Raw genomic sequence first — 18,481 nt, forward strand, 5'->3', positions numbered from 1 at the left:
GGTAGATTCAAGGGAGTTCATCGCGAGCGATGGCGCACAAACTGCCCCGATTGCCGATAGCGACCCGCATGAGAAACAACTTCCTTGCGGGCCTTATCATCTGTGCTCCGATTGCGATCACGCTGTGGCTCACGTGGTCCGTCGTACGGTGGGCTGACAGCTGGGTGAAGCCTTACATTCCCGCGCGTTACGATCCGGACAGCTACCTGAATTTCGCCGTACCCGGCTCCGGCCTGGTGATCGCGATGATCTTCATCACCATCATCGGTTTTCTCGGCAAGAACCTCATCGGCCGGACCATCGTCCAGTTCGGCGAGTCGGTGGTACGCCGCGTCCCGCTGGTGCGCAGCATCTACAGGAGCGTGAAGCAGATATTCGAGACGGTGCTCGAGGAACGCAGCAATTCCTTCAAGAAGGTGGGCCTCATCGAGTATCCGAGCCCCGGCCTCTGGGCGCTGGTGTTCATCGCAACCGATGCAAAAGGCGAGATCGCTTCGAAGTTCAATGCGATGGGCCAGGATATGGTGAGTGTGTTCCTGCCGCCGACGCCAATACCGACCGCGGGATTTCTGATCTTCGTGCCGCGCGAAAAGATCGTCGTGCTCGACATGAGCGCGGAAGACGGCGCCAAGCTGCTCGTCTCCGGCGGCCTCGTGGCGCCAGAATTTCCGGCCAAGCCGTCCAAGGAACCGGCGGTTCCGGGAAAACCGAGACTGCTAGCCCGCGCGAAGAAAGCGGATCGCTTCGTCGCGCCGGAATAGATAGAGCAGGGTGCGGAACGCGGAACCGCGTTCGCTCGTGAGTTCCGGGTCGCGCTCGATCAGATAGGCGGCATCTCTTCGGGCGATCTCCAGAAGGTCGGCGTGCGCTTCGAGGCTCGCGATCCGGAAGCCGGGCGTGCCGGATTGGCGGGTGCCGAGCAGTTCGCCTTCGCCGCGCAGTTTCAAGTCTTCTTCGGCAATCCGGAAGCCGTCCTCCGTCTCCCGCATGATCGAAAGCCGCGCATGGCCGGTTTCGCCGAGCGGGCCTTTGTAGAGCAGGATGCAGGTCGAAGCTTCGTCGCCACGGCCGACGCGGCCGCGAAGCTGATGGAGCTGCGCGAGACCGAAGCGTTCGGCATGTTCGATCACCATGATCGTCGCATCCGGCACGTCGACGCCCACTTCGACGACGGTCGTCGCCACCAGCAGTCTGAGTTCGCCGTTCTTGAACGCCATCATCACGGCATCTTTCTCCGGTCCGCTCATGCGGCCGTGGACAAGGCCGATGCCCGGTCCGAGCGTTGAGACCAGCGTCGCATGCCGCTCTTCGGCGGACATGAGGTCGAGCTCTTCGGATTCCTCGACCAGCGGGCAGATCCAATAGGCCTTCTTGCCTTCGGCAAGCGCGCTTTGCAGCCGCCCTATGATTTCCCCGGTCCGTTCACTCGGTATGGTGATCGTCTGGATCGGCTTGCGGCCGGCGGGTTTCTCGGTGAGTTTCGAGACATCCATGTCGCCGAAGGCGGCGAGCACCAGCGTGCGTGGAATGGGTGTTGCCGTCATCACCAGCATGTGCGGCGAGATCCCCTTCGCCGTCAGCCGCAGCCGCTGGTGTACGCCGAAGCGATGCTGCTCGTCGACGACTGCCAGCATTAGATTCTTGTAGTTGACGCTCTCCTGGAAGAGCGCATGCGTGCCGATGATGACTTGGGCCTCGCCGGAAGCGATGCGTCCCAGGATATCGTCGCGCTCGCGTCCCTTGGTGCGGCCCGTCAGCACCTCGATACCGAGACTGGCAGAAGCGGCGAATTTGGAGATCGTCGCGTAGTGCTGACGCGCGAGAATCTCGGTGGGAGCCATCAGAACGGACTGTCCGCCGCACTCGATCACCGCGGCCATGGCCATCAGCGCCACCAGCGTCTTGCCGGAGCCGACATCGCCCTGCAACAGTCGCAGCATGCGGTCTTCGCCAGCCATGTCCTTCAGGACGTCGGCGATTGCTTCCGTCTGGCTGCGCGTGGGCGAGAAGGGCAGCGCCTGCAGGATCTTGCCGCTGATTTTGCCGGTGGCATGGACCGGCTGCCCGGGGACCTTGCGAAGACGCTGGCGTACCAACGCGAGCGACAACTGTCCGGCAAGGAATTCGTCATAGGCGAGCCTTCGGCGGGCAGGGGCCTGCGGATCGACGTCTGTTGGATCGCGCGGTTCATGCAGCATATGGAAGCTGTCGGCGATCGAAGGCAGCCCCTGTGCCTGCGCCAGCGAAAGATCGATCCATTCCGGCAGTTCCGGCATGCGCAGCACCGCCGCCTCAATGATCTTGTGCAGCGTTTTCGGTGAGAGCCCGGCGGTCAGCGGGTAGACGGGCTCGACGAGCGGCAGGCTCTCCGTATCGCCTGCCTTTACGATGTAGTCCGGATGCACCATCGTTGCCCGGCCGTTGAACCAGTCGATCTTGCCGCTGACGGTGACCTCCTCGTTGATCGGAAGCTGCTTTTCCAGCCACGCCGCCTGTCCGCGGAAGAAGACGAGGCTGAGTTCTCCCGTCTCGTCGTGCAAGAAGACGCGGTAGGGGATATTGCTTTTGCCCTTCGGCGGGGGCTGGTGCCGGTCGACCCGCGCCGTGATCGTCACGATCGCACCTTGCGGCGCGCGTGCAATTCCCGGCTGGTTGCGCCGATCGATCAGCGAATGCGGCGCATGGAAGAGCAGGTCGATGATCCGCGTATCGTCCGGTGTCTCGCGTCCAAGCAGCTTCACCAGCAGCTCAGCAATCTTCGGGCCGACGCCCGAAAGAGCCGAAACGGGGGAAAACAACGGATCGAGGATGGTGGGGCGCATGCTGCAAAATGCGATGAAGAATAGGGCATTGGCAAGGCTGACAAGCCGCTTTCGAGGGGCTATAGAGGCGCATCAACAGGAAGGTGATGCCATGACAGGTGTGACACTCTCGAGTGCCGGTCTCGCCCCGCGCCGCCGCCGCATATTGTTCCGCTGTTGGCATCGCGGGCTGCGCGAGATGGATCTGGTGTTCGGCCAGTTCGCCGAAGCCGAGGTGGCGACGCTGTCCGAAGCAGAGCTCGACGAGCTCGAAACCATTATGGGCGAGGAAGATAACGACCTTCTGCGCTGGGTTATGGGCACATGGCCCGTGCCGCAGCGCTTTCAAACGCCGATGTTCCAACGCCTCGCAGCCTTCAAGCCGGATTTCGAATACCCAGCCGACACCACATCCAGGAAGCCGGAATGATCCCAGGATTTGATGCAAGCAAGCTCGCAGCCGCCGCCGAGCCGCTGACGATCGGCAATGTGCCGTCCGGCCTGGAACCGCTCCTGCTCGCCGAATTGGCACGCGCTGGCGGACCGGTCGCCTACGTGCTTTCCGACGGGCAGCGCATGGCCGACCTGGAGCAAATGCTCGGCTTTGTCGCGCCCGACATCCCGGTTCTTACGCTGCCCGCCTGGGACTGCCTGCCCTACGACCGCGTTTCGCCCAGCGCCGATGCCTCGGCCCGCCGCCTGGCGGCACTGAGCGGCCTGATCGCCCATCGCAAGAAGCCACATGCGGCAATCGTGCTCGTTACCGTCAACGCAATGCTGCAGAAGGTGGCGCCGCAAGATGTGATCGAGAGCCTGGCATTCTCGGCGCGCCCCGGCAACCAGGTGCGCATGGACGACCTCGCCGGCCGTCTGGAGCGCAACGGCTTCGACCGGGTCGCGACGGTGCGCGAGGTCGGCGAATATGCGGTGCGCGGCGGCATCCTCGACGTTTTCGTTCCGGGATCCGAAGAGCCGGTCCGTCTCGATTTCTTTGGCGATACGCTGGAGAGTATCCGCAGCTTCGACCCGGCAAGCCAGCGCACGACCGGGCAGGTGCGTTCTCTCGATCTCAACCCGATGAGCGAAGTGACGCTGACGCCGGATACAATCAGCCGCTTCCGCAAGAATTATCTCTCGGCCTTTGGCGCCGCGACCCGCGACGACGCGCTTTATCTTGCCGTTTCCGAAGGGCGCCGCTATCCCGGCATGGAGCACTGGCTGCCGCTCTTCTACGAGAGGCTGGAGACTGTCTTCGATTACCTGAAGGGTTTTCGGATGGTCACGGATCATACCGTGCGTGAGGCCGCCGAGGAGCGCTCGAAGCTGGTTCTCGACTACTTCGATGCCCGCCTGAACTCAGCCCAGCAGGTCAAGGGCCAGATGGCGCAGGGAACACCCTACAAGCCTGTGACGCCCGGTCAGCTTTATCTCGACAGCGAAATCTTTGCGAAGGCTCTGGATGCGTTTAATACCATGCGGATTTCGCCCTTCAACGAGCACGAGGGCGAGGCAAGGCGCGTCGTCAATATCGGTGCGCGCCAGGGCGAGCGCTGGGCGCGGGCGAATGCCGAAGGCGGCGGCAATGCCGAGCGCGTCAACATCTTTGATGTTGTCGTCAAGCATATCGCCGAAAGGCGGGCAGGCGGCGCGAAGGTTCTCATCACCGCCTGGACGGAAGGTTCGCTTGAACGCCTGCTGCAGGTGCTGAACGAGCATGGCCTGGAACGCGTCAAGCCGGTCGAAGCGTTGAAGGCCGTCGATTCGCTGGACAGGGGCGAGGCAGCGGCAGCCGTGCTCAGCCTCGAATCGGGCTTCGAGATCGGTGACCTTATCGTCATCGGCGAGCAGGACATTCTCGGCGACCGCATGGTTCGCCGCACGAAACGCCGAAAGCGCGCTGCCGACTTCATTTCGGAGGTTGGGGGTCTCGACGAAGGTTCGATCGTCGTTCACGCCGAACACGGCATCGGCCGTTTCGTCGGCCTGAAGACAATTGAGGCGGCGGGCGCCCCGCATGCCTGTCTAGAGCTGCAATATGCCGATGACGCCAAGCTCTTCCTGCCGGTCGAAAACATCGATCTCCTGTCACGTTATGGCGGTGAGGGGACCGAAGCGCAGCTGGACAGGCTCGGCGGCGGCGCATGGCAGATGCGCAAGGCGAAACTCAAGAAGCGCCTGCTCGACATGGCGGACGCGCTGATCCGAATTGCGGCCGAGCGCTTGACCCGCCACGCGCCGGCGCTGACGACACAGGAAGGGTTTTACGACGAGTTTGCGGCCCGCTTCCCCTACGATGAGACGGAAGATCAGGACAATGCCATCGAGGCCGTGCGCGGCGACCTTGCCGCCGGGCGCCCGATGGATCGCCTCGTCTGTGGCGATGTCGGGTTCGGCAAGACGGAAGTTGCGCTGCGCGCCGCCTTCATCGCGGCGATGAATGGTATTCAGGTCGCTGTGGTCGTACCGACAACGCTGCTTGCGCGGCAGCATTTCAAGACCTTTATCGAGCGCTTCCGTGGCCTGCCAGTGCGTATCCAGCAGGCCTCGCGCCTTGTCGGTGCGAAGGAACTCGCTCTTACGAAGAAGGAGGTGGCCGAGGGCAAGACCGATATCGTCGTCGGAACGCACGCGCTGCTCGGCGCCGGCATCAAATTCGCCAATCTCGGCCTCCTCATCATCGACGAGGAGCAGCATTTCGGCGTGAAGCACAAGGAACGCTTGAAGGAGCTGAAGAGCGACGTCCACGTGCTGACACTTTCGGCAACGCCGATCCCGCGCACGCTGCAGCTGGCGATGACCGGCGTTCGCGAGCTGTCGCTGATCACAACACCGCCGGTCGACCGCATGGCGGTGCGCACCTTCATTTCGCCCTTCGACAGCCTCGTCATCCGCGAGACGCTGATGCGCGAGCATTATCGCGGCGGCCAGAGCTTCTACGTCTGTCCGCGCTTGGCGGACCTCGAGGACGTGCATGCCTTCCTGCGGTCGGATGTTCCCGAGCTGAAGGTTGCCGTCGCCCATGGTCAGATGCCGGCGGGCGAACTCGAAGACGTCATGAATGCCTTTTACGACGGCCGTTACGACGTGCTGCTTTCGACGACCATCGTCGAATCCGGCCTCGATGTCCCGACAGCCAACACGCTGATCGTCCACCGCGCCGACATGTTCGGTCTGGCGCAACTCTATCAGCTCCGCGGCCGCGTCGGCCGCTCGAAGGTCCGCGCTTTCGCGCTCTTCACGCTGCCGGTCAACAAGGTGCTGACGGCAACCGCCGAGCGTCGCCTCAAGGTGCTGCAGTCGTTGGATACGCTCGGCGCCGGCTTCCAGCTCGCCAGCCACGACCTCGATATCCGCGGGGCGGGTAACCTTCTGGGCGAGGAGCAGTCGGGCCATATCAAGGAAGTCGGCTTCGAGCTTTACCAGCAGATGCTGGAAGAGGCGGTCGCCGAGGTGAAGGGCGTGGACGAAATTCAGGATACCGGCTGGTCGCCGCAGATTTCGGTCGGGACGCCGGTGATGATCCCGGACGGCTACGTGCCGGACCTGCATCTGCGCATGGCGCTCTATCGTCGCCTCGGCGAGATCACTGAGCTCAAGGAGATCGATGCCTTCGGCGCCGAAATGATCGACCGCTTCGGTCCGATGCCGATCGAGGTGCAGCATCTTTTGAAGATCGTCTACATCAAATCGCTTTGCCGCATCGCCAATGTCGAAAAGCTGGACGCCGGCCCGAAGGGTGTGGTCGTCCAATTCCGCAACAAGGAATTCCCGAACCCGGCAAACCTGGTCGGGTATATCGCCAAGCAGGGCACGATGGCGAAGATCCGTCCGGACCACAGCGTGTTTTTGACCCGCGACCTACCGACGCCGGAAAAGCGGCTGCAGGGCGCGGCCGTCGTCATGACGCAGCTGGCCGAAATGGCAAAGCCGTAGGGCCGGTCAGTTCAGCCCGGCGCGCGCTTCCGCCTTCGCCTTGGCGATGTCGCGAAGCGCGCCTGCCAGCACGTCCGGCGTCTGAGCGCCGCTGACAGCGTATTGCTGGTCGAAGATGAAGAAGGGGACGCCGTTGACACCCATCTTCTGGGCCGCCTCGATCTCGGCAATCACCAGGTCGCGGTCGGCATCCGAAGCAAGCAGGGAGGCGATGACAGCGCGGTCGAGCCCGACTTGCTCGGCGATGTCGAGCAATACGGCGTGGTCTCCGACATTGCTGCCTTCCTCGAAGTTCGCCTTGAAGAGTGCGTTGACGACGCGGTCCTGCTTCTCGCGGTCCTCCACCATGGCCCAATGGATCAGGCGGTGCGCATCGAGTGTATTCGGCCCGATCTTGATCGCTTCGAAGTCGAAATTGATGCCGACCTCGCGGCCGAAGTCGGTCAGCATCTTGTGGGCCTGCGCGACGCGTTCGGCGCCGCCGAGCTTCTGCTCCAGCGCTTCCTTCTGATCGACGCCCTCGGGCGGATAGTCGGGATTGAGGCGGTAGGGCCTCCAGTTGATGTCGACGCCCACCTCGTCCTGCACTTCCGCGATAGCAAGCTCAAGCCGCGCCTTGCCGAGATAGCACCAGGGGCAGACGACATCCGATACGACGTCGATGGTGATGCGTTGCATGGTGGTTCCTTTCATCGGTCCGAGGCTTTCCACGCCATCTATGCCCTGACGCGTCCGACTTCAACCAGGCAGGAAAAAGGAACCGGCTCCGGCAGGCTTATTGCACGCTCTGATCCCACCAGGCCGGAAGCTGGTAGCCGTAAAGCGGCACAGCGTCGGGACGGCCGAGCCGCTTGTTGCGTGCGACCCATTGCTGGTCGATATGGTAGAGAGGCAATACATAATGGCCGGAAAGCAGCAATCGGTCATACGACCTGACGGCGGCGGTGAAATCCTCGTCGGAGCGCGCGGTAAGAATATGCTTGATCGACGTATCGACATTTGGGTCGGCAACGCCCGCGAAACTTGAACTGCCCTCGCGGTCGCGCGCAGCCGAGGACCAATAGGAAAGCTGCTCGTTGCCGGGCGAGAGCGACGACACATAAGATTTTAGGATAACATCATAGTCGAAACTATTGGTCCGGCTCTGATATTGCGAATCGTCCACTGTGCGGACCGAAGCGGCAATGCCCAGTGTTTGGAGCGAACGCTGAAAGGCAATCGCAAGTTTCTCTTGATCGGCATTCTGCGTCATGATCTCGAAGGCGAGCGGCTTGCCGCTGGCATCCGCCATCTTGCCGCCCTGGATCGAATAGCCGCCTTCCTTCAGCACCTGCACTGCCTTTTTCAGCACAGTGCGGTCGCGTCCGGAAGCATCGGTCACAGGCAGCTTGTAGGTGCCGTCGAGGATGGCAGGGTCGATCTTGTCTTTGATCGGGCCTAGCATGTCGAGTTCGCGGGCATCGGCCGGAACGCCGAAGCTCGAAAGCTTCGAATTCTGCCAGAAGCTCTGCGTACGCTTGTAGGCACCGGAATAGAGCGTCTTGTTCGCCCATTCGAAGTCGAAGATCAGCGAGAGTCCCTCCCGAACCTTGATGTTTGCGAATAGCGGCCGTCGCGTGTTGAAGACAAAGCCGAACATGCCGCTCGGCAGCTTCGACTGGAATGTATCCTTGATCACGGCACCGGAAGAAACCGCCGGAAAATTATAGGCCGTCGCCCAGTGCCCGGGGCTGCCGTCGGGATAGACGTCGATATCGCCCTTCTTGAAGGCCTCGAAGAGCGTCGTGTCCTGAAGAAAATACTGAACGGTGATCTGGTCGTAATTGTCCATGCCGACCTTGGAGGGGATATCCTTGCCCCAATAGTTCGGGTCGCGCTCATAGGTGATACTCTCGCCGGGCTTCACCGTCTTGATCTTGTAAGGGCCGGAGCCGAGCGACGGCACGAGAGACGTCCGGTCGAAGGTTTCGGGATCGATGGCGTGCTTGGGCAGGACTGGAAAAAGTCCAAAGATCATCGGCGTTTCGCGGTCTGCCTTGTCGTTGAAGGTGAAGCGCACGCTGCGCTCGCCGACCTTCTCCATCTTAGAGACAAGGCTGAGACGATTCGCGAAGGGCACGCGTCCTTTGTCGCGCAGCAACTCGAAGGAGAACATGACGTCGTCGGCCGTCACCGGCTGGCCGTCGGACCACTTGGCTTTCGGATTGAGATTGAACTGGATGAACGTGCGGTCCTCGTCCCATTCGACGGTTTCCGCAAGCAGTCCATAGAGAGTGAAAGGTTCGTCCCGGGAGCGCAGCAGCAACGATTCGTAGACGAGGTTGCCATAGTCCGGATCCCACATGCCGCGCGCTGTCGTCCGCATGCTTTTCAGGATGAAAGGGTTGAGATTATCGAAGGTGCCGACGACGCCGTAGGTGATCTTGCCGCCTTTTTTCACGTCCGGGTTGACGTAGGAGAAATGCTTGTAATCCGGGGGCAGTGCGGGTTCTCCGTACATGGCGATACCATGCAGCGGGCTGGCAGCAACGGCGCCGCAAAACAGCGTAAAGGCAAGAGGGAAAACAACCCGGAGCATGCTCAAATCCTTTCCGGCAAAAGGCACGATTCGGCCAAAGACTATCATGCACGGCAGGAAATCGAACATTCACATGCCGAAATCTTTCGGCCCATCCAGAAATTGCCAAAGAAATACTGGATATCTGGATCACCTCAATGTAACAGGTGGTCCCGGGTTTTGGGGGACATGCATTTGCCTTAATGTTTTTAGAGGTGGAATGCCGAATGACCCCGGTTGGAGAGGACGGCAGATCGCGGTCCCGAATGGGTATCAGGAGACAGAATCCGTTATGATGTTCAAGTCTGATAAGAAATTGCGGGCAGCTCTGTCCGTTCTGGCAGTAGCTTTCGGCGCCGCTTCGGCCCCGGTATCCTCCTTCGCGCAGGATGCACCCGCACAGGCTGCCGGCGCGCCGCGCCTTGGCTGGTACAAGACCTGCAGCAAGCAGCAAGACAACGATATCTGCGTCGTTCAGAACCTGATCCTCGCCAACGGCGGCCAGCTCGTCACGGCTGTCGGCCTTATCAGTATCTCCGGCAAGGTCAACCGCAAGATTCTGCAGGTATCCGTACCGACCGCTCGCCTGATTCCGCCGGGCATCATGATGCAGGTCGATAACAACAAGGGGCAGAAGCTCGATTACGCCGTCTGCCTGCCGGACAAGTGCACCGCCGAAATCCCGCTGACAGATGCGATGATCGCCGGCCTCAAGAAGGGCAGCGACGTGATCTTCACGTCGATCAACTTCCGCCGCGCGCCGAACCCGATCAAGATTTCGCTCGAAGGCTTTACCGGCGCCTATGATGGCGAAGCCGTTTCGCCGAACAAGCTCGCCGAAAGCCAGAAGAGCCTTCAGGACAGCATGCAGAAGAAGGCTGAAGAAGCCCGCAAGAAGCTCGAAGACGCGCAGAACGCAGCTAAGGCGCAGTAATCCTGCCAGGTGGCAAGAGAATGAACAAGGACCCGGCCGCCGCGCCGGGTTTTTGTTGTTACGGCAAACAAAAACCCCGCCGGAGCGGGGTTTAAAATCATAATCGATTGCGCGTCTTAGTGGGCGAAGCTCATCTTGGGTTTGAGCTGGCCAGACGGCGCTTGATCGAAAATCTGGTAAACCTGCTGATTGCGAAGCGGAATGCCGCTTTCGTCATTCACCAGGTTCTGCTCGGAGACGTAAGCGACATATTCGTTTTCGTCATTTTCCGCGAGCAGGTGGTAGAAGGGCTGGTCCTTGTCAGGGCGGACGTCGGGAGGGATCGAATTCCACCATTCTTCCGTATTCGCGAATTCCGGATCGACATCGAAGATGACGCCGCGAAACGGAAAAACCTTGTGCCGGACCACTTCACCGATACTGAACTTTGCTACTCTTTCTTTCATGGTACGACTTCCTTTCATCACCTGATCTGGTGATTGGGCCCGCTCAAATCAAGATTTTTGCGGGTCTTTGTCACATGAGTGTCATGTCGCCATCAGCCTCAGTGACAAGGAAGGAAGGCCCCGGCGGAACCGGAGCCTTCCGCTGAGCGATCAAGCCGAATAGTACATATCGTATTCGACCGGATGTGGGGTCATCTCGAAGCGCATCACCTCTGCCATCTTCAGCTCGATGAAGGCGTCGATCTGATCGTCGTCGAAGACACCGCCGGCCGTCAGGAACTTGCGGTCCTTGTCGAGGCTTTCGAGGGCCTCACGTAGCGAACCGCAAACCGTCGGGATCTTCTTCAATTCCTTCGGCGGCAGATCGTACAGATCCTTGTCCATGGCCTTGCCGGGATGGATCTTGTTTTTGATGCCGTCGAGACCGGCCATCAGCATGGCGGCGAAAGCGAGATACGGGTTGGCGGTCGGGTCGGGGAAGCGGACCTCGACGCGCTTAGCCTTCGGGTTGGAGCCGAACGGAATGCGGCAGGAGGCCGAGCGGTTGCGGGCCGAATAGGCAAGGAGCACCGGTGCTTCGTAGCCCGGAACGAGACGCTTGTAGGAATTGGTCGACGGATTGGTGAAGGCGTTGATCGCCTTGGCATGCTTGATGATGCCGCCGATATAATAGAGGCAGGTTTCGGAAAGGCCGGCATATTCGTCACCGGCAAAGGTCGGCTTGCCGCCCTTCCAGATCGACTGGTGCACGTGCATGCCCGAGCCGTTGTCGCCGAAGATCGGCTTCGGCATGAAGGTTGCCGTCTTGCCGTAGGCGTTGGCGACCTGGTGCACGACGTACTTGTAGATCTGCATCTTGTCGGCGTTGCGGACGAGCGTGTCGAACTTGATGCCCAGTTCGTGCTGGGCAGCGGCGACTTCATGGTGGTGCTTCTCGACGACGACGCCCATTTCGGCAAGCACCGTCAGCATTTCCGAGCGCATGTCCTGGGCGCTGTCGACCGGCGGAACCGGGAAGTAACCGCCCTTGACGCGCGGACGGTGGCCGAGGTTGCCGGTCTCGTAGTCGGTGTCGTCGTTCGACGGCAGTTCGCTGCTGTCGAGCTTGAAGCCGGTATTGTAGGGATCGGCCTTGTATTTCACATCGTCGAAGACAAAGAATTCAGCTTCCGGACCCACGAAGATCGTGTCGCCGATGCCGGATGCCTTGAGGTAGGCCTCAGCCTTCTTTGCCGTGCCGCGCGGATCGCGGTTATATGCTTCGCCCGAAACTGGGTCGAGAATATCGCAGACAATGACCATGGTGGATTGGGCGAAGAACGGGTCCATGTGAACCGTTTCCGTGTCCGGCATCAGCACCATGTCGGACTCGTTGATGGCCTTCCAGCCGCCGATCGAAGAACCGTCGAACATGACGCCGTCCGCGAACATATCCTCATCGACGCAGGAAACGTCCATCGTGACATGCTGCAGTTTGCCCTTGGGGTCGGTAAAGCGCAGATCGACGAACTTGACGTCGTTTTCTTTGATCTGCTTAAGAATTTCGTTCGCGGTCGCCATGAAATCTCCCTTTCATTTGCAATGACGATGAATAAATTCGCCGCGTCGGGCGAGCCGCCTTAAATAGCGTCGATGCCGGTCTCGCCGGTACGGATTCGAATAACTTCTTCGACGTTGGATACGAAGATCTTCCCGTCTCCGATTCGGCCGGTCTGCGCGGCCTTGCGGATCGCCTCGATGACGGCTTCCGCATTCTCGTCGGCGAGCACGACCTCGACCTTCACCTTGGGCAGAAAGTCGACGACATATTCAGCGCCGCGGTAAAGTTCCGTATGGCCTTTCTGGCGACCGAAGCCCTTTGCTTCCGTGACAGTGATGCCCTGCAGGCCGACTTCCTGAAGGGCTTCCTTCACCTCGTCCAGCTTGAAAGGCTTAATGATCGCTTCGATCTTTTTCATGAGAAAATGACTCTCCGCTTCTCCCGTTAAAGCGGGCAAATTGCCGCTCGCGAGACATGATGCAGGTATCGTGCCAGTTCGCAACGCTGGAGAGCGAAAAAATATGTCAATTCCCCCCGAATTCGCGGCTTCGCGGCGCTTTTTGAGGCATTTTTTCCAGCAAAACCGGTTGGGATTGCTATCGGAAATTCAAAAATCGCGCAAAAGCGGGAAAAATGCGGAGTGGCTCTTCTTGCATCCGCCGCACGTCAGATGCCCTAAAATTAGGCAAATGACTTAATTTTAAGCTGCAGAAGTGATCGTAAATCAGGTTGTTTTTTAGGCGTTTTTTGAATTGAATGGCGCATGGCAGAAAAACTGGGTGACCTACTCCTTACGCCTGCAGAAATGGCTGCCGTCGATGCCGCCACGGCCGAATCGGGCATCGCCTCTTTCGGGCTGATGTGGAGCGCGGGGGCGGCCGTCGCGGGTGCCGCGCTTCGGCAGTATCCCGGCGCACTGCGCTTCGCCGTTCTCTGCGGCCCTGGCAACAATGGCGGCGACGGATATGTCGCGGCCCGTCGGCTTGCGGAAAGCGGCGCCGGGGTTGCCGTCTTCCATCTCGGCGACCCGGCCAGGCTTCACGGCGATGCCGCGCGGGCAAAGGCCGAATGCGCGCTCGCCTCGCAGCCGCTCGCTGTCTATATCCCGGGGCCGGGCGATGTTGTTGTTGATGCGATCTTCGGGGCGGGGCTCGGACGGGATGTGCCGCCGCAGGTGCGTTCCGTCATCGAGCAGGTGACCGGCGCTGCGGTCCCCGTGATTTCCGTCGACTTGCCATCCGGGCTCGACGGCCGCAGCGGCGAGGTGCTGGGTGCGGCATTCAAGGCGGCCCACACGGTCACGTTCATGACCCGCAAACCCGGCCACTTGCTGATGCCGGGCAGGGAGCTTTGCGGCAGCGTCGAGGTTGCCGACATCGGCATTCCGGCGCGCATCATCAAGGCTCATTCGTCCGGAATGATTTCGGAAAACACGCCGGTAAAATGGGCGCACCTGCTGTCCTCTGCGAAACTGGAGACGCATAAATATAAGCGCGGACATCTTGCTGTTTTTTCAGGCGGCGCGGGTAAAACAGGTGCTGCGCGGATGTCTGCGATGGCCGGGCTGAAAGCCGGGGCCGGTCTCGTAACCATCGCCGCGCCGAGGGATGCGATGGCTGAAAACAGCGCCCATCTGACGGCTGTCATGCTGCATGTTGTCGATGACGCGATGGCCTTGCGCGACTGGCTGGCCGACGAGCGCTTGCAGACTTTCGTCCTCGGACCAGGCTTCGGGATCGGTGCAAAGACAAGAGACTTCACCGCCGCGCTCAGCGGTCGCCATCTCGTGCTCGACGCAGACGGCATTACGTCGTTCAAGGACGACCCGCGAGAGCTTTTCAACCTCTTTGCGGAAGGCGAGCCGCATCTCGTGCTGACGCCGCATGAAGGCGAGTTCGCACGGCTCTTTCCGGATATCGCGGCAGACAAGAGGCTCAGCAAGGTCGACAAAGCGCAGGCGGCTGCACAGCGCGCCAATGCGGCGATCGTCTACAAGGGCGCCGATACCGTTATCGCATCGCCGGATGGCCGGGCTCTGATCAACACGAACGCACCGGTCTGGCTTGCGACGGCTGGCTCAGGCGATGTCCTTTCCGGCATGATCGGGGCGCTTCTGGCGCAGGGTTTGCCCGCATTCGAGGCTGCTGCATTCGGCGTCTACCTCCATGGCGAAGCCGGGCAGCGCGCCGGCAAGGGCCTGACGGCCGAAGATCTCGTGGCCCATGTGCAGCCGTTCTAGGCCGGCTGCTATCTCCCGACCTCTTCCTGAAGAGCGATCGCGCCGAACGGTGCATTGACCTTGCCTTCGTGGATCATGAAGGCAAAAACGTCGCGGGGCTCGCTCTTGACCTTCCGCTCCTTGTCGATCAGCGGCAGATCATCCGGCACCTTGCCTTCAGCCCATGTCTCAAGGCGCTTGGCCCAGGCCTTCAGGTCCTTGGGAGCGTAGCAGGTCTTGATGTCGTCCGAACCTTTCTGCAGCCGGGCATAGACGAAATCCGCCGTGACGTCGGCGATCATCGGATAGTCGAAGTGCTCGGCGCAGACCGGCGCCACGCCGTATTTCGCCAGCAGCGCGATGAATTCCGGCACCTTGAAGGAATCGTGGCGCACCTCGACCACATGCCGCAAAGGCAGGCCGTCCTGCTTGTCCGGCAAGAGCTTCAGGAAGGCTTCGAAATCCTCGGCATCGAACTTCTTGGTCGGCGCGAGCTGCCAGAGGATCGGACCGAGCTTGCCGCCGAGCTCCGTCAGCCCCTGCGTCAGGAAACGCTCCATGGATTCGCCCGCCTCGCCGAGCACGCGCCGGTTCGTCACGAAGCGGCTGGCCTTTAGCGAAAAGATGAAACCCTCCGGCACGTCGGATGCCCATTTGGCGAAGGTCTCCGGCTTCTGCGAACTGTAATAGGTGCCGTTAACCTCGATGACCTTCAACTGCCGGCTGGCATAATGCAGCTCGTCCTTCTGCTTGAGATCGGATGGGTAGAAGTGGTCGCGCCAGGGCTCGAAAGTCCAGCCGCCGACGCCGACGCGGATGCTGCCGGATTTGCTCATGTGTTCCTCCCGTTGTTCCGCCGTCGCCAGAGCTCTTCGCGACACGCCTATTCCGCCGCGACAAACGTCTTCTTCACCGGCCGGCGCTCCAGCAGTTCCTTCAGGAAGTGGCCGGTATAGGACCGGGTTTCCTTGACGATCGCTTCCGGCGTGCCGGCCGCAACGATCTCGCCGCCGCCGTCGCCGCCTTCCGGGCCGAAATCGAGCACCCAGTCGGCCGTCTTGATGACTTCGAGATTGTGCTCGATCACCACGACGGAATTGCCCTGGTTCACCAGCTCGTGCAGCATTTCGAGCAGCTTGGCGACGTCATGGAAGTGCAGGCCGGTCGTCGGTTCGTCGAGGATGTAGAGTGTCCGGCCCGTCGAGCGCTTCGACAGTTCCTTGGCTAGCTTGACGCGCTGGGCCTCGCCACCCGAAAGCGTGTTTGCCTGCTGGCCGACCTTGATGTAGCCGAGGCCGACATCGAATAGCGACTGCAGCTTGTCGCGTACCGCCGGCACGGCGCTGAAGAACTCCACGCCTTCCTCGACCGTCATGTCGAGCACGTCCGAAATCGACTTGCCCTTGAAGGTCACGTCCAGCGTCTCGCGATTGTAGCGCTTGCCATGGCAGACATCGCAGGTGACGTAGACGTCCGGCAGGAAGTGCATTTCAATCTTGATGACGCCGTCCCCCTGGCAGGCTTCGCAGCGCCCGCCTTTGACGTTGAAGGAGAACCGCCCCGGCTGGTAGCCGCGGGCTTTCGCCTCCGGCAGGCCCGCGAACCAGTCGCGGATTGGCGTAAATGCGCCGGTGTAGGTTGCCGGGTTCGAACGCGGCGTGCGGCCGATCGGCGATTGGTCGATATCGATTACCTTGTCGATGTGCTCGAAGCCGTCGATGCGATCATGATCGGCCGGAATTTCGCGCGCGCCCATCACGCGACGTGCGGCCGATTTGTAGAGCGTCTCCACCAGGAAGGTGGATTTGCCGCCCCCCGAAACGCCCGTCACAGCCGTGAAGACACCCAGCGGGATGGAGGCGGTGATGTTCTTCAGATTGTTGCCGCGCGCGCCGACCACCTTGATCTCGCGGCCTTTTTTCGGCTTGCGCCGTTCGTCGGGCACCGGCACGCCGAGTTCACCGGAAAGATACTTGCCGGTCAGCGATCTCGGGTTCGCCATGATGTCCTGCGGCGTGCCGTGCGCCACGATCTGGCCGCCGTGCACGCCGGCTGCCGGACCGATGTCGACCACGTCGTCGGCCGTCAAGATCGCATCCTCGTCATGCTCGACGACGATCACCGTATTGCCGATATCGCGCAGGTGCTTCAGCGTGTCGAGCAACCGCGCATTGTCGCGTTGGTGCAGGCCGATCGACGGCTCGTCGAGAACGTAGAGCACGCCTGTCAGGCCCGAGCCGATCTGCGAGGCAAGACGGATGCGCTGGCTTTCGCCGCCCGACAATGTGCCGGAATTCCGCGACAGGCTGAGATATTCGAGGCCGACGTCGTTCAGGAAGCGCAGGCGGTCGCGGATTTCCTTCAGGATGCGGACTGCGATCTCATTCTGCTTGGCCGAGAAAGTCGCGGGTAGCGCCTCGAACCAGTCGCGTGCCACACGGATCGACATATCGGTGACCTGGCCGATATGCAGCTTGTTGATCTTCACTGCCAGCGTTTCCGGCTTCAGGCGAAAGCCGTTGCAGGCCGGGCAGGGGGCTGCGGACATGAAGCGCTCGATCTCTTCGCGCGCCCAGGCGGAATCGGTTTCCTTCCAGCGGCGCTCGAGATTGGTGATGATGCCTTCGAAGCTCTTATGCGTGGTGTAGGAGCGCGCGCCGTCGGCATAGTGGAACTCGATCTTCTCGTCCGTGCCGTTCAGGATGACGTCCTGCGCTTTTTCGGGCAGATCGCTCCAGCGGTTGCCGAGCTTGAAGCCGTAATGTTTACCGAGCGCTTCCAGCGTCTGATTATAGTAAGGGGAACTCGACTTTGCCCACGGCGCGATGGCGCCGTCGCGCAGCGTTCGCTCCGGTTCGGGGATGATCAGCGCCGCGTCGATCTTCTGCTGCGAGCCAAGGCCGTCACAGGTCGGGCAGGCACCGGCCGGATTGTTGAACGAGAAAAGCCGCGGCTCGATCTCCGGAATGGTGAAGCCGGAAACGGGGCAGGCGAATTTTTCCGAGAACAGCACGCGCTCATGCGTCTCGTTGAGCGATTTGTTGGCGGACCCACCCGCAGACGTTTCCTCCGGGGGCAACGGCTTGTCGGCAAATTCGGCGATGGCAAGCCCTTCGGCGAGCTTCAGAGAGGTCTCGAAGCTGTCGGCAAGCCTAGACGCCATGTCGGGACGCACGACAATGCGGTCCACGACGACGTCGATGTCATGCTTGTATTTCTTGTCGAGCGCCGGAACATCGGCGATCTCGTAGAACTGGCCGTCAACCTTGACGCGCTGGAAGCCTTTTTTCATGAGCTCCGCCAGTTCCTTCTTGTATTCGCCCTTACGGCTGCGAACGATCGGCGCCAGAATATAAAGACGCGTGCCTTCCTCGAACTCGAGCACACGGTCGACCATCTGGCTGACGGTCTGGCTCTCGATCGGCAGACCGGTTGCCGGCGAATAGGGAACGCCGACGCGCGCAAAGAGCAGGCGCATGTAGTCATAGATTTCGGTGACCGTGCCGACCGTCGAGCGAGGATTGCGCGAGGTCGTCTTCTGCTCGATCGAGATGGCCGGCGACAGGCCGTCGATCTGGTCGACATCCGGCTTCTGCATCATCTCCAGGAACTGGCGGGCATAGGCCGAAAGGCTTTCGACATAGCGGCGCTGGCCTTCGGCATAGATCGTGTCGAAGGCGAGCGACGACTTGCCGGACCCGGAAAGGCCGGTCATGACGATGAGTTTGTTGCGCGGCAGGTCGAGGTCGATGCCCTTGAGGTTGTGCTCGCGCGCGCCGCGGATGGAAATCGTCTTAAGTTCACTCATCGTAATTTTGCTTCTGTGCTGGAGTAAGCCCCTTATTTAGTGATGCCGCCGGGCGAGTCGAGGCTGAATATCCATCTGTTGCGAGGTTTTCGATTCTGTTGACAGGATCATAAGCATAAACTAGAACAAATAAAGAACAAAATTCCTTGTGGATGAACCGGCGATGGACGCGCATGGCCGGGGCTCTATAGTTTAAGGTACAGCGATTGTTTCAAGCGCCGCCGGGCAGGGCGGCAGTAAGGTG

At 60.8% G+C, this 18,481-nt stretch carries 13 protein-coding genes; 5 read left to right on the forward strand and 8 right to left on the reverse strand.

Going from position 1 to position 18,481, the window contains the following annotated elements; genetic code table 11:
* The first annotated feature begins 29 nt into the window (after nucleotides 1-29).
* Nucleotides 30-761, forward strand: a complete 732-nt coding sequence (locus tag QA644_RS08415; RefSeq protein WP_283071933.1) for a DUF502 domain-containing protein — start codon at nucleotides 30-32, stop codon at nucleotides 759-761.
* Here the strand turns inward: QA644_RS08415 and recG are convergent.
* Entirely contained in the window at nucleotides 717-2,822 is a 2,106-nt protein-coding gene (gene recG / locus QA644_RS08420) for an ATP-dependent DNA helicase RecG (RefSeq protein ID WP_283071935.1), read from the reverse strand. The two genes, QA644_RS08415 and recG, sit on opposite strands and share 45 nt — an antisense overlap.
* A gap of 91 nt (nucleotides 2,823-2,913) precedes the next feature.
* Between recG and QA644_RS08425 the strand changes: the two genes are divergently transcribed.
* Nucleotides 2,914-3,231, forward strand: coding sequence for a succinate dehydrogenase assembly factor 2 (locus QA644_RS08425; protein ID WP_283072349.1), 318 nt, complete (start codon nucleotides 2,914-2,916; stop codon nucleotides 3,229-3,231).
* Nucleotides 3,228-6,734, forward strand: coding sequence for a transcription-repair coupling factor (mfd, locus tag QA644_RS08430; RefSeq protein ID WP_283071937.1), 3,507 nt, complete (start codon nucleotides 3,228-3,230; stop codon nucleotides 6,732-6,734). The genes QA644_RS08425 and mfd overlap by 4 nt, the downstream gene beginning before the upstream one ends.
* 6 nt (nucleotides 6,735-6,740) lie before the next feature.
* Here mfd and QA644_RS08435 read toward each other — a convergent pair whose 3' ends face one another.
* Together QA644_RS08435 and QA644_RS08440 are read right to left on the reverse strand one after the other, a co-directional pair.
* Nucleotides 6,741-7,412, reverse strand: a complete 672-nt coding sequence (locus tag QA644_RS08435) for a DsbA family oxidoreductase (RefSeq protein ID WP_074070260.1) — start codon at nucleotides 7,410-7,412, stop codon at nucleotides 6,741-6,743.
* Nucleotides 7,413-7,509: 97 nt separating this feature from the next.
* On the reverse strand, nucleotides 7,510-9,312 hold the full coding sequence (locus QA644_RS08440) for an extracellular solute-binding protein (protein WP_283071939.1): 1,803 nt from the start codon (nucleotides 9,310-9,312) through the stop codon (nucleotides 7,510-7,512).
* A gap of 271 nt (nucleotides 9,313-9,583) precedes the next feature.
* Between QA644_RS08440 and QA644_RS08445 the strand changes: the two genes are divergently transcribed.
* Nucleotides 9,584-10,225: an invasion associated locus B family protein gene (locus QA644_RS08445; RefSeq protein ID WP_239598837.1), complete on the forward strand. Its 642-nt coding sequence runs from the start codon at nucleotides 9,584-9,586 to the stop codon at nucleotides 10,223-10,225.
* A 116-nt stretch (nucleotides 10,226-10,341) separates the two neighbouring features.
* Here QA644_RS08445 and hspQ read toward each other — a convergent pair whose 3' ends face one another.
* The 3 genes from hspQ to QA644_RS08460 all read right to left on the reverse strand — a co-directional run bounded on the left by hspQ (nucleotide 10,342) and on the right by QA644_RS08460 (nucleotide 12,629).
* On the reverse strand, nucleotides 10,342-10,671 hold the full coding sequence (gene hspQ / locus QA644_RS08450) for a heat shock protein HspQ (RefSeq protein ID WP_022715579.1): 330 nt from the start codon (nucleotides 10,669-10,671) through the stop codon (nucleotides 10,342-10,344).
* 150 nt (nucleotides 10,672-10,821) lie between these two features.
* Complete coding sequence (gene glnA / locus QA644_RS08455) at nucleotides 10,822-12,231, reverse strand: type I glutamate--ammonia ligase (protein WP_022715580.1); 1,410 nt, start codon at nucleotides 12,229-12,231, stop codon at nucleotides 10,822-10,824.
* A gap of 59 nt (nucleotides 12,232-12,290) precedes the next feature.
* Nucleotides 12,291-12,629 carry a P-II family nitrogen regulator gene (locus tag QA644_RS08460; protein WP_015339877.1) on the reverse strand — a complete coding sequence of 113 codons (339 nt, stop codon included), beginning with the start codon at nucleotides 12,627-12,629 and terminating at the stop codon, nucleotides 12,291-12,293.
* 345 nt (nucleotides 12,630-12,974) lie between these two features.
* On the opposite strand from QA644_RS08460, the gene QA644_RS08465 reads away from it, so the two are divergent.
* Complete coding sequence (locus QA644_RS08465) at nucleotides 12,975-14,450, forward strand: NAD(P)H-hydrate dehydratase (protein WP_283071944.1); 1,476 nt, start codon at nucleotides 12,975-12,977, stop codon at nucleotides 14,448-14,450.
* A gap of 8 nt (nucleotides 14,451-14,458) precedes the next feature.
* Here QA644_RS08465 and QA644_RS08470 read toward each other — a convergent pair whose 3' ends face one another.
* Both QA644_RS08470 and uvrA read right to left on the reverse strand, forming a co-directional pair.
* The gene (locus tag QA644_RS08470) at nucleotides 14,459-15,265 is read right to left on the reverse strand and encodes a DUF72 domain-containing protein (RefSeq protein WP_194729695.1); all 807 of its coding nucleotides are present in this window, start codon (nucleotides 15,263-15,265) and stop codon (nucleotides 14,459-14,461) included.
* Nucleotides 15,266-15,312: 47 nt separating this feature from the next.
* The gene (gene uvrA / locus QA644_RS08475; RefSeq protein ID WP_283071946.1) at nucleotides 15,313-18,237 is read right to left on the reverse strand and encodes an excinuclease ABC subunit UvrA; all 2,925 of its coding nucleotides are present in this window, start codon (nucleotides 18,235-18,237) and stop codon (nucleotides 15,313-15,315) included.
* Between the last annotated feature and the right edge of the window lie 244 nt (nucleotides 18,238-18,481).

It is taken from the genome of Rhizobium sp. CC1099 (genome assembly GCF_029714385.1).
In the GTDB taxonomy this organism is placed as follows: Bacteria; Pseudomonadota; Alphaproteobacteria; order Rhizobiales; family Rhizobiaceae; genus Rhizobium.